The organism is Allofournierella massiliensis, assembly GCF_964241245.1.
Taxonomy (GTDB): Bacteria; Bacillota; Clostridia; order Oscillospirales; family Ruminococcaceae; genus Allofournierella; species Allofournierella massiliensis.
Map to the genome: position 1 here is coordinate 1 of NZ_CAXSWZ010000036.1, position 12262 is coordinate 12262.

Consider the following 12262-nt stretch of genomic DNA (forward strand, 5'->3'; position numbering starts at 1 on the left):
TGATATGCTCCCTCTATGAGAGACAGTGAAATAAAACGCTGTCAATCATAGGGGGAGCATTGTTATGCAGTACAAACAGAAGTTGAGTGTAGAGCAAAAAGTTGAGATTGTTCAGGAGTACCTTAAGGGACGGATCAGCATGAACGAAGCAGCTCGGAGGAGTGGCGTTAGAAGGCAGTCGTTGGATGGGTGGGTACGCAACTATGAGGCTGACGGGGTAGATGCATTTCTACCACATAAGAATCGAATATACAGTCCGGAACTAAAAAAGGCAGCCGTAGAAGAGTATTTATCCAGTATTGCCAGCCTATCAGAGATTTGCAAAAAATATCATATTCGGAGTTCCATACAGCTCAGGAATTGGATTCAGATGTATAATGCTCATGGAGACTTCAACTCCGTAAAATACTCAGGAGGTGGAAGCTACATGAAGCAAGGGCGGGAAACCACGCTGGAAGAGCGCATCCAAATTGTTAAGGATTGTATTGCTAGCGGAAAGAATTACGGAGAAATGGCCCTGAAATACCAGGTCAGCTATCAACAGATTCGGAGTTGGACTCTTCGGTTTGAACAGATGGGAGAATCGGGCTTAGAGGATCGGCGAGGCCGTCGGAAGAAAGACCAAGTCCCTCGCACCGAACTGGAGAAAGCGCAAATCGAAATCGAGAAACTCAAGCATCAGCTGTATCTGGCAGAAATGGAGAATGGTCTGCTAAAAAAATTGGACGAGATCGAAAGGAGAGAGGCCTGGAAGAAGTGAGACAGCGCCGTACATACCAAGCCATTCGGGAGTACCATGAGGAGGTGGGTTTTCCTATTGAAACAGCCTGCAAGCTGCTCCATGTGTCTCGGTCCGCATACCACAAATGGGCTGCTGGAACGTCGAGTCGCAGAGCGGCTGAAAATGAGCGATTGGCGGAAAAGATTGAGAAAATCCATGCTGAGTACCCGGACAAAGGCTACCGAAGGCTGAATGATGACTTACGCCATGACTATGACATCCACGTTAATGACAAGAGAGTGCTGCGCATTTGTCGGGCCAGAGATATTCGCTCTACCGTGAAGTACAGCAATCACGGCTGTACCAGACGGGCCAGGAATCCTCAGTATCTAGCTGAAAACCTGTTGGATCGCCAATTCTATGTAGAAAGGACGAATGAGAAATGGCTAACCGATGTGACCGAATTTAAGTGGTATGAGAAAACTGACGTACAAAAGGTCTATCTCAGCGCTATTCTAGATCTCTATGACCGGCGTATTGTGGCTTATGTGCTGGGGGATCGCAATGACAATCCTCTTGTATTCAAGACCTTTGACAAGGCTGTGAAGGCTAATCCGGATGCCCACCCCCTGTTCCATAGCGACAGAGGGTTTCAGTATACCAACCGAATCTTCCACCAAAAGCTTGTACAGGCCGGAATGACACAAAGTATGTCCCGTGTGGCCCACTGCATTGACAATGGCCCCATGGAAGGGTTCTGGGGAATCTTAAAGCGGGAGTGTTACTACGGCAGGCGATTTACCAGTAAGAAAGAACTTGTTCAGACGATTCAACACTATATTCACTACTACAATACCAGGAGAGTGCAGCGTAATTTGGGCGTGCTGACACCGATGGAGAAGCACAAGCTGTTTTTCGCTGCATAAAAAGTGGCCAGCAACCTACTGGCTGCTGGCCGGGAAAACTTTATATTTTTTCACTGTCCTCTTGACGGGTAGCAGTTCATTGTCACAGCAGGTTTTTCTACAAGCTGAAAGGTCTGACTGATTTGAAAAAATCAGTCAGACCTTTTTTGTTGATAACGAAGCGGCACTCAAGCAGGTGCGGGCTCTTCCGGCGGCTTTTTGCGCAGCATGGACGGAGTAGTGTTTTCCTGCTTCTTGAACACACGAATGAAATTGATGTCGCTGGAAAAACCGGAAGCCAGTGCGATCTCCTTGATGCTCATGGGGGTTTCCAGAATCAGTTTTTTCGCATGCTCCACCCGCAGACGGTTAAGGTATTGCACCAGGCTTACGCCATAGGCATTTTTGAAGGAGGTGGACAGATAGGAGTTGCTCACATTCAGCTGCTCGCTCACAAGATACAGCCCCATCAGAGGGTCGGTGTAAGATTCATCAATGATCTGCTTGGCACGAGCCGTTACCGGATATTTTTGCTTTTCCGGTGCATTGTGATTCTGCTGTTTGTCCAGACGTTCCAGAACCAGTTCCATACGCTGCCGATATTCTTTGGCGGACTGAGCCGTGGACAGAACGCGAGTAACTTCCGCGGCGTCTCCATCCGAAAGAGTCTCGCAGGCAGCATCTGCCAAAAGGCTGGTCACCGCCTGCTGGCGCATCAGATCAGCCGAGGGAACCACGCCGGAAGTTAAGTATTCTTCATAAAGCTGAGGAAGCATATTCCGCGCCTGTGCATACGATTTCTGATAGATGAAATTGCAGAAATTTTGCATCACCCGGGCATCACCGTGATGTCCCTGTGCATGTTCCGGCGAATAGACGCATACAGGATGTGCACAATCCGGCGTACAGGCCAGCAGCGCCCAGCGAGCGCAGTGATAGCTGGTGATGATGGCGGTAAGGCTGTCGCAGCAGGTACCGATCCCGGCGGCTGCCGGTTCATTTGGGTAGTACAGATTCATGATGTCCTGACACAGACTCTGTAAAACCGGTTGGGAATAAGGTTTGTCCGAGTTAAGCAGGATACACAGCCGACCACGAAATGCAGTGCACAGTCCCTCCACATTATGGGCGGCCATTGTTTCGTAAATGGTTCGCTGCCAGCCGTCGCCATCCGGCAGAGTCCGTTTTTCGTTGGCGGCAACCAGCACCTGAAACATGGGTTCACTGAAAACCACTCCGTAGCGGTTGGCTGCCAGTACGACTGCGCTTTCGCTGCGCAGTTCGCCGCGCAGCAGAGTGACAAAGAAGTTGGAATCCAGCAGCATCTGGTGTTCAAAAATGCGCTGTGAGCTCTGCTCATTGGCCTGCATCAGCTGATCCACGCGCTCCGTCAGCAGTTCATAGGCATCTGTTTCATCGTTTTCCTGTGCACCCAGGCGATGCAGGAGCTTGCGAACGGGCCGAACGTTCAGAATGCTTACATAAAATGTGCCGACAAAACCAATCAACAGTGTAAGCAGTGCGCACACGGCGCAGATGGCAATGGTGGTGCGCACGGTGCGCATGGTACTGCCGGCGTTATAGAAGCTGGCATAGTACAGGCCGGACAACATGGAACGGCTGAAATAGACAGCTGTATCGCCGTGGGTCAGCGCATGGTCGTTTTCCTGATTCCACTGGGCGAACATGGTTTCCACGGTCGCTGCATCCACCTCGTCGCCTTTGGAGGCAATAACCTCACCATCCAGCAGAATACTGAGCTGGAATGCCTCGGGAAACAACTCCTGGGCTTGAGAGAAAACCTGGATCAGTGCCTGACGGTCAATCTCCATCACCATTACGGCCCGGCAGCTTCGATCGATTTTTTGCGGGCGCACATAGCACAGGACGGCTTCCTCAGTTTGTGGGCGTTGATCCAGCAGGAGAGTGGGCTCCTCGATCTGCATCAGCTGGCTGGTCCATTTTCCATCTGGCTCCCGCTGTGGGATAGTTTGGAGCGCACGATAGGCATCGGCGGAAAAGCACCCCAGATTGCCCACAGAAAAGTCCAGAGCAGGATAGTAGATGTACAGACCCTGGGCCAGGGCATTGGAATCCACGAAGTCACGAATGGAGTCGTACAGACGGTATACAGGTGCGGAAATGGGCTGGGGGATGCTGCTCCGGGTTTTCAGCGAAATATTGGTGTTGTTTAGTTCCAGCGTAACGCTGTACCGATACAGCTCGTCCAGGCGGCGATCTACTGCACTTTGTACCAGGGCATTCATGGATTCATTGCTGGTTACAACGCTGTGCTCCAGCTGGCGCAGAACATACATTCCCACACTGGCGCACAGAAGCAGGCAGAAAGAAATGATAACTGCATAAGGGCGCATGACACGCAGCACTTGTTTGTCGAAAAAACGATACATTTGGGCATACTCCTCTTTTTTACATGCAGAGGTATTTGTTTATTGGCATTATAACATAAATTTATCCATTCTCTATTATTTTTTGTGTGCAAAGAGCGAAATGTGAAAATATGGTGATAAAAACCGAAAAAATGAAAGTGATTGCAAAAGGGAAGTTGACAAAATGCACAAAAAACAGCAAGAGAAAATGGGGGTTTCAGTACAGAACAGAAAGGAATGATGGTTTACACAAACCATTTGATGCGTTATGCTTAAGCCATCAGAAACGACCTCACTTCGACGCGACACAGGAAGCATGAGGAATCCACATGAAGAAAGATTAACTAAAAATCAACCCCGAAAATGAATGGTGGTGGTGAAAAAGGGATGGTTCAAAAAAGGTATAGCAAAGCTGAGGTCTTGTCAGACCCCTGCTGGCTATTCAAGTGGTTGCAGTTAAGATGCTGAGCAATATGGCTGCATGGATTTCTCCATGGCAAATATCAGACGAACTAACTTCTTGGCAGCATGAGAGATGGCAATATTGTAGTGTTTTCCCTCCGCCCGCTTCTTGGCAAGATAATCAGCAAAAGCCGGGTCCCAGTAGCAGACATACTTGGTTGCGTTGTAAAGTGCGTAGCGTAAGTATCGGGAGCCACGCTTTTCCATGTGCGGATAGCAATTTTTGAGCTGTCCGGACTGGTAAGTTGAGGGGGACATCCCGGCATAAGCCAACAGCTTGTCTGGGGAGTCAAAGCGGGTAAAGTCGCCGACCTCAGCCAGGATCATGGCGGCCATGCGGAACCCCAGCCCTGGGATAGTGGTAATAGGCGAATGAAGCTCACCCATAATGGATTGGATTTGTTCTTCGATTTCATCAATTTCACGATCCAGTTCCCGGGTGAGGCGGATGGTGTGCTGTAATTCAAGGGACTTGGCAGGCATCCGAGAGCCAATGGAATTTCTGGCAGCATCTCGTATTTCAAGAGCCATATCCCGCTTGTAGTGGCCTTTGGAGGCGGTTTCGAGCAGTGTTTTCAGCCTTGTCAAATGGGCTGCGGCAACCTGCTTTGCGCCGGGGAGCTCCTCTAACAGGGAGTAAACAGAGGTCATGTGAAGTGTGGGGACCAGTTTTTCCAGTTCGGGAAACAGGATACAGACCAATCGAGAAATAGAACTTTTCAGTTTCGCCCGTTCTTTTACCTTGTCAAAACGGTATCTGGTCAGTGACTTTAGCTCCTCATTGTGGTATGCTGTACTTGTGTAGGGTTTGAGGCCCGCATCGGATAACAGCATAGAAGCAATCGTTCGCGCATCCACCCGGTCAGTTTTGGTTTTTCTCAGACTGAGGCTCTTTCGGTAGAGGTTTGTGCGCAAGGGGTTCAGGACATAGGTGGTCAGACCGTTGTCAAGGAGAAACCCGAGAAGGTTGTAGCTGTAATGTCCGGTCGCCTCAAGCCCTACTTTTATTTTGTCCTGAGAGTTGGTGCAGTCCTGGATTCTCTGCAACAGACGGTGAAACCCATCCATGTTGTTGGGAATCGTGAACACATCCGCCAGGACTTCCCCCTCAGAGCTGACGATGAAGCAATCGTGCTTGTCTTTTGAGACATCAATACCAACAGAAATCACCATAACAAATCCCTCCAGCGGTAAATATGTGATGCTGCATCCACAGTACACCTTACTTTTGTAGCCTTGTTCCACATAAACCGTCTGGCGGTATTTAACTGATCAACAAAATTGTAAGGGGCTGTGGTTGGAACCTTTCTTGAACCATCTTGTGGTAGGAGATTTACACCAATCCACAGCATCCCTTACAGTGTAGCACACAGCCCTTGGAGAGGGGCTCTAATAACTACTACTCTATAATACAAGGAAGATGTGAAAATGAAAAAGCTGCTTAGTATTCTGTTGAGCATTGCGATGGTAACCCTTCTGCTGACAGGCTGCGGCAAGACGGAAACAACGGCCGGCTCCGGTACCGGCGGCAGTACGCCGACTGGAGAAAAAACAGACATGTTGCTTTGGTTGCCGCCCTATGCAACAGGCGGTGAAGCATTGGATCAGGAATGGTGGACAGAGACTCTGGCTCCCTGGGCCGAGGAAAACAATGTGAATCTTACCATCGAGATCACCCCCTGGGGCAATTATGAGGAAAAATATCTGACGGCGTTCTCTTCCGGTCAGGGCCCCGACGTGGGATACATGTATCTGGAAATGTACAACGACTTCATCGACATGGGCGCACTGGAGCCACTGGATGCATACTTCACAGAAGAAGAGATTTCCAATTATTTGTATTATGATCTGGGCAATGTGAAGGGCGCACAGTACACCCTTCCGTTCATCGTGGGCAATGCCCGCATCCTTTACTTCAATATGGATATCCTCAACGAGGCGGGCGTTACCGAGCTGCCCACCGCCTGGCAGGATCTGGTGGATGTGTGCACTCAGGTGAAGGAAGCCAATCTGGAGGGCGTTATCCCCTTTGCACAGGAATGGGCTGATCCGGCCATCGGTGCCCTGAATAACCTGTTCTATCCTTACCTGTGGCAGGCAGGCGGCGATATCTTCAACGAGAACGGAGAAGTTGCGCTGACAGAGAATGATGCAGCGGTGAAAGCGGCTCAGTTCCTGTATGATCTGCGCTACACCTACGAAATTCTGCCGGATGAATCCATGTCCATGACCGGCAATGACATTCGCGACCAGTTTGCCGCCGGTAACGTAGCAGTTGCCAGCATGTCTGCAAACGTGGCTTCGATCTTTGATGAAGCCGGCATCAACTGGGACTTCGTGCCCAGTCTGGAGGACGAAACCAAGGCCACCTGGATCGCGGCGGACTCCCTGATCATGAACGCAGCCAGTGAGAATAAGGAGCTGGCGGCTTCTTTGATGAAGCACATTACCAGCCCGGCCATCATGGAAAAATTCCATTCCGAACTGTCTGCTTTCCCGCCCATCAGCAAAGGAGAGAAATATCTGGACAACGAGCGCTTCAAGGATCTGTATGCGGACGATACCTATCTGCACACCCTGCCCGTTGCGCCCAACTCCTTTAAGGTGATGGATTCCCTGTATAAGAATCTCCAGCTGATGATGCTGGGCGATCTCACTCCGGAACAGGCCATCCAGCAAACTGTGGATTATGCATCCAGCATGAGCTGATGCGCATGGAAAGGGGAAGGCAATCCGGTCCGGCCCGCGCCGAACCGGGGGCCTTCCCCCTTTAAGTAGTGTGGCAGTTGCAGCAACAGAAAGGAGCGGTCTGTCGTGATTAACCGTCGAAAGGAGGCCATACAGGGAATCCTGTATGTTCTACCGAGCTTTGTGCTCATTCTCACATTTGCTGTGATTCCGATTCTGATGAGCGGATTTTTCAGCTTCACCCAATACAATGTGATGCAGCCACCGCAGTGGATTGGGCTTGACAATTATATCCGGATGACCAAAGACCCTTACGTTAAGGCATCTCTCGTTAATACTGTGATCTTCACCATTGGCACCGTTCCGGTACAGACCTTCCTTTCGCTGGTCATCGCGGCAGTGCTGGCCGAAATGTTCCGGGGCCACTTTGGCGGGTTCGTAAAAAGTGCGCTGTTTGTACCGGTGATTGCGTCGGCAATTCTGGTGGGAACGCTGTGGTCGTTCCTGCTGAATCCCCGCGGCATCGTGAACTTAATTCTGCAGGCACTCAATCTTCCGGCTGTGAACTGGCTGGGCGGAAAGGCAACAGCCATGTTCAGCGTGTGCCTTGTGAGTGTGTGGAAAAATGTGGGCTATTTTCTGGTGATTTATTACGCGGGCATCATGGATATTCCGCGCAGTCAGTATGAAGCAGCCAAGGTGGACGGCGCGAGCCCCATCCAGTGCTTTTTCCGCATCACGCTTCCAAGTTTGAAGAGCGTTACCTATCTGGTGGTTACGCTGGGCACTATCTGGTCGTTCCAGGTGTTTGATCTGGTTTACAATATGACCGGCGGCGGCCCCGGCACCGCCACCCAGACACTGGTGCTCACCATTTACAACGCGGCATTTAAAGAGTATAGTATGGGCTATGCCAGCGCGGTTGCTATGCTGATGTTCCTGTTTGTTCTGCTGATTAATGCAATCCAGAAGATCTTCTTCCGGGAAAAGGAGGTGTGAGGCAGTGACTGCGATCAAGCGCAATCTGGTTCGGGGGCTCATCGCTCTTGTGCTGGTATTTCTGGCACTGCTGGCCTTTACGCCGTTTTTGTATATGTGTATCATCTCGCTAACCCAGAAAAGCACGCTGGATCTCAATTTTGCCGGTGTGGATTTCAATTTCAACAACTATGTGAGGGGGTTTAAAAATCTGAACATTGCCCGCAACTTTCTCAACAGTGTAATTGTTACCTGCGGTGCATGTATTCTGAACTGTGTGATCTGCTCCATGGCTGCCTATGGCTTTTCCAAAAAGCGCTGGCCCGGGCGGGACAAGGTGTTTGCACTTTACCTTGCAACGCTGATGGTTCCCGGTCAGGTCACACTGATCCCGGTATTTCTGATCATCAAGCAGTTGGGCCTGATGAATACCCATCTGGCCCTGATGCTGCCGATTCTGAATGCGTTCGGCGTTTTTCTGATGCGGCAGTTCATGATGAACGTTCCGGATGATCTGCTGGAGGCGGCCCGCATCGACGGCTGCAGCGAAAACCGGCTGTTTTTGCGAATTGTGATTCCTCTGATCAAGCCGGTCATCATATCCCTTACGGTGTTCACCTTCATCACAAGCTGGAACGATTTCCTGTGGCCTCTTGTAACCTGCACCAATCAGAACATGCAGACGCTGACGCTGGCCATCTCGGCGCTGAAGGGGAATTATTCCACCAACTACGGTCTGGTAATGGCGGGATCTGTTCTGGCCTTCCTGCCGCCCTTTATTCTGTATATCTTCCTGCAAAAGCAGTTTGTGGAAGGAATCGCCCTTTCCGGTGTAAAAGGATAATGATAAAGGAGTGTGTATCTCTGTGAATCAATATGAATTCTTCCTTGCGTCCTCACTTGAAAAAGTGTTCCCGCAGCAGCGGCCGGCCCCGCTGGAGCAGGATGTGTGCACCTGGGCGGGCACCCGCGCTGCCGTCCAGCTGGTCTACCGGGGAGCATCCTGCGGCCAGACCAGTCTGCTGCAAACCTTCCGTATAACCGTCAGTGGTGCGCCGGTGCAGCCGGAAATCAGTGAAGTGCGCCTGCTTCCTTCGGATTTTCCCTGCTGGGAAGATTCGGATGGTGACGAGAACTATCTGATCAGAGTCCCGGGGCTGTTCCCGGATCTTTTGATGCCGATGGAATCGGACCGCTTCCGCCCGATTCCCCGCCAGTACCGCAGCCTGTGGCTGAGCTTCCCCATACCGGAGGATGTCCGGCCCGGAACGTTTGATGTGGAGATCCGGCTGGAGCCGGATCGGGAAATCGCGATGGCAAACGGGCAGGTCTGGCATGCAGGGCCGGAGGCACAGCCGTGCACCCTCACATTCCGGATGCGGGTGGGCAAAGCAAAACTTGCGCCGCAGATGCTGATTCATACCGAATGGTTCCATGGCGACTGCCTGGCGGAATACTATCAGGTTCCGCCCCTGAGCGAGGAGCACTGGCGCATCATGGAAAAATTCATCCATGCAGCGGCACAGCGCCACGGCATCAATATGCTTCTGACGCCGGTGTTCACTCCGCCGCTGGATACTGCGGTGGGAAGCGAGCGCCCCACCGTGCAGCTGGTGAAAATTACGGTGCAGGGTGAGAAATATACCTTTGATTTTTCTTTGCTGGAACGCTGGGCGAAGCTGTGCCGGGAAGCAGGTGTTGAATATCTGGAAATCGCTCATCTGTTCACCCAGTGGGGCGCCCGGGCCACGCCCAAGATTATGGCCACGGTGGATGGAGCGGAAAAACGGATTTTCGGCTGGGATGTTCCTGCCGACAGCCCGGCATACCGCAGCTTTTTGGAGCAGTTCATCCCCGCACTGCGCACCGAGCTGGAGCGCTTGGGATACGACCGGCAGCATGTGTATTTCCATATCTCGGACGAGCCCACCGAAGCCCATCTGGAAAATTATCGCACGGCAAAGCAGCAGGTGCAGGATCTGCTGGAAGGCTGCCCGGTGATCGATGCCCTCAGCAGCTTTGATTTTTACCGGCAGGGGCTGGTGGAACATCCGGTTCCGGCCAACGACCACATTCAGCCGTTCCTGGATGCGGGGGTTCCCGATCTGTGGGTGTATTACTGCTGCGCCCAGGGCCTGCATGTGCCGAACCGCTTCTACGCCATGCCCAGCGCCCGTAACCGGATTATGGGTGTGCTCATGTATCGGTACAACATCTGCGGTTTCCTGCACTGGGGGTATAACTTCTATTTCAACCAGTACTCCCGGGAAAAGGTGGACCCCTATTCGGTGACGCACTGTGACTATGCCTTCCCCTCGGGCGATCCGTATCTGGTCTATCCGGGCAAGGATGGCGAGCCGCTGTCGTCCATCCGGGCCGAGGTACAGAGCGAGGCCCTTGTGGATCTGCGCGCATTCCAGACGCTGGAGAAACATCTGGGCCGGGAAGCGGTGCTGCAGATGATCGACCGGAATGCGGGAATGGAGAAGATGACCTTCAAAAAATACCCCACTGATGCAAGCTATCTATTGGAGCTGCGGCGTGAAGTGTTTGAGGCACTGGAAAAATCTGAGTAAAAAGTAAGCCGGAACATTTGTTGTGTGTTCTGGGAAAAGCCCCGGTCAATGCCACACAGGCGAAACGACCGGGGCTTTTGTTATGCCTGTTTGCGCCGGCGCAGCTGGCGGCTGCCCCGTTCCAGCCGAAACAGTACTAGGCAGCAGAAGGCGAACAGGACCAGTGCCGCATCCGGTGCGGTGTGGGTACGGCAGATGACCCGGGGTGCCAGTGTGCTGATGGCTTCGGCTGCACCGGGGAGCCAGCGAACAAACAACCGGAAAAACAGCAGGGAAAAGCCCAGATGAAGCGGGCGGGCCGCGGCCAGCGGCCAGATGGGCAGCTCCCGGCACAGCAGCGCCCGCACCTGCAAAAAGACCGAAAGGCTCTGCACGCTCAGCGCAGCGCAGCAGGCCATGGCGGCACAGCCGGGCAGGGCCGCTCCTGCTGCGCAGCCGCTGGTCACCTCCAGCCCGGCACACAGGGCAAAAAAGCCCGGGGCACCCAGCGAAAGCGCCTGTGCAGCGGTTTCGCAGAGAAACCGGAAAAACACCACAAAGCCGCACACGGTGAGCATGGAATGAACCGCATTTTGAATCGAGCCCACAAGCCCGGCGGGCTGGTTGGTTTCCCCGGCGCTGTGAAGAACGGGCGCAGCCGGTTCGCATTTTTCAGGCAAAACGGCAAACAGAAACCGGAATATCAGTGCGGTGCACACATTGGCTGTCAGCATCGCTCCCAGCAGGCAGACGCCCAGCGGCGCGCTGCCCAGCATCAGAAGGCCCACCGTGTTCACCACGAAGGCCGGGCCGGAGCCCACCCCGCATACCAGAAGCAGCATGGCCTGCCTGCGACAAAGCCTGCCCTGCTGGTACAGCCGGGAAATGGCCGATGCAGCCACCGCAAACCCGCCCATCCAGCACAGCAGCAGAACGGTGGAAGCCCGCCGCTGCCGGATGCCCAGCCCCAGCCGGGTCACTGGATAAACCGACAGCCCCAGCCATTCCGCCAGAGGACTTTCCAGAATCAGCCCGGTGACCACAAAAAAGGGGAACAGGGCCGGAATTACCTGAAAGGCACAGCTTTCCAGCCCGGCCAGCACACCCTTCGTGCTGGCGCTGGGCTGGAGGATAAGCAGAAGCAGAATCCCCAGCGCCGCTGCACCCGGGCAAAGCTCTCTGTTGCCATATTTCTTCATAACACGTTCCTCCTTCGTCGTATATATGCGTGTAACGGGCATACAAAGGGGGCGGGCTGCAGTGAAGCGCAAACCAAAACAAACAAGAGAGCCGGTACGGCGGATTCTGCGGGATCTGTTCCGTCAGCCGGCGGCGGATTTTTACGCGCAGCCGATGCTGCACATCAACTGTCTGGGGCAGGTGCAGGTGGAGAACTGCCGGGAGATCCTGCTGTACGACAGCAGCCAGATCCGGCTGGATATGGGTCGCTGGGATGTGACGGTGTACGGCGACGGGTTGGAGCTCTGCGCGGCCAGCCGTGGCCAGCTGCTTTTGCGGGGGCGGGTGCTGTGCACGGAATTTTCCTATAAGGAGGGTCAGTAA

The 12262-nt window shown here is 53.0% G+C and carries 10 protein-coding genes; 7 read left to right on the top strand and 3 right to left on the bottom strand.

The window, feature by feature from the left end; all coding sequences use genetic code 11:
* The first annotated feature begins 64 nt into the window (after positions 1-64).
* Positions 65-760: a helix-turn-helix domain-containing protein gene (locus tag ACESYO_RS14560; protein ID WP_058962639.1), complete on the top strand. Its 696-nt coding sequence runs from the start codon at positions 65-67 to the stop codon at positions 758-760.
* A 44-nt stretch (positions 761-804) separates the two neighbouring features.
* Positions 805-1647, top strand: a complete 843-nt coding sequence (locus ACESYO_RS14565) for an IS3 family transposase (RefSeq protein WP_373210875.1) — start codon at positions 805-807, stop codon at positions 1645-1647.
* Between the two features lie 167 nt (positions 1648-1814).
* Here the strand turns inward: ACESYO_RS14565 and ACESYO_RS14570 are convergent, their stop codons facing one another.
* Both ACESYO_RS14570 and ACESYO_RS14575 read right to left on the bottom strand, forming a co-directional pair.
* Positions 1815-4037: a helix-turn-helix domain-containing protein gene (locus ACESYO_RS14570; protein WP_058966374.1), complete on the bottom strand. Its 2223-nt coding sequence runs from the start codon at positions 4035-4037 to the stop codon at positions 1815-1817.
* A 435-nt stretch (positions 4038-4472) separates the two neighbouring features.
* The gene (locus tag ACESYO_RS14575) at positions 4473-5648 is read right to left on the bottom strand and encodes an IS110 family RNA-guided transposase (protein WP_058963086.1); all 1176 of its coding nucleotides are present in this window, start codon (positions 5646-5648) and stop codon (positions 4473-4475) included.
* Positions 5649-5906: 258 nt separating this feature from the next.
* Here ACESYO_RS14575 and ACESYO_RS14580 point away from each other — a divergent pair, with 258 nt between their 5' ends.
* From ACESYO_RS14580 to ACESYO_RS14595, 4 genes are all read left to right on the top strand, one after another.
* On the top strand, positions 5907-7187 hold the full coding sequence (locus tag ACESYO_RS14580; protein ID WP_058966372.1) for an ABC transporter substrate-binding protein: 1281 nt from the start codon (positions 5907-5909) through the stop codon (positions 7185-7187).
* Positions 7188-7292: 105 nt separating this feature from the next.
* A complete protein-coding gene (locus ACESYO_RS14585) occupies positions 7293-8165 on the top strand; it encodes a carbohydrate ABC transporter permease (RefSeq protein WP_058966370.1) in 873 nt (290 codons plus the stop codon).
* 4 nt (positions 8166-8169) lie between these two features.
* Positions 8170-8988, top strand: a complete 819-nt coding sequence (locus ACESYO_RS14590; protein ID WP_373210578.1) for a carbohydrate ABC transporter permease — start codon at positions 8170-8172, stop codon at positions 8986-8988.
* Positions 8989-9010: 22 nt separating this feature from the next.
* A complete protein-coding gene (locus ACESYO_RS14595) occupies positions 9011-10720 on the top strand; it encodes a DUF4091 domain-containing protein (protein ID WP_058966368.1) in 1710 nt (569 codons plus the stop codon).
* An 80-nt stretch (positions 10721-10800) separates the two neighbouring features.
* Here ACESYO_RS14595 and ACESYO_RS14600 read toward each other — a convergent pair whose 3' ends face one another.
* The gene (locus ACESYO_RS14600) at positions 10801-11898 is read right to left on the bottom strand and encodes a hypothetical protein (RefSeq protein ID WP_276871761.1); all 1098 of its coding nucleotides are present in this window, start codon (positions 11896-11898) and stop codon (positions 10801-10803) included.
* A gap of 61 nt (positions 11899-11959) precedes the next feature.
* On the opposite strand from ACESYO_RS14600, the gene ACESYO_RS14605 reads away from it, so the two are divergent.
* Positions 11960-12262, top strand: coding sequence for a YabP/YqfC family sporulation protein (locus tag ACESYO_RS14605; RefSeq protein ID WP_276871760.1), 303 nt, complete (start codon positions 11960-11962; stop codon positions 12260-12262).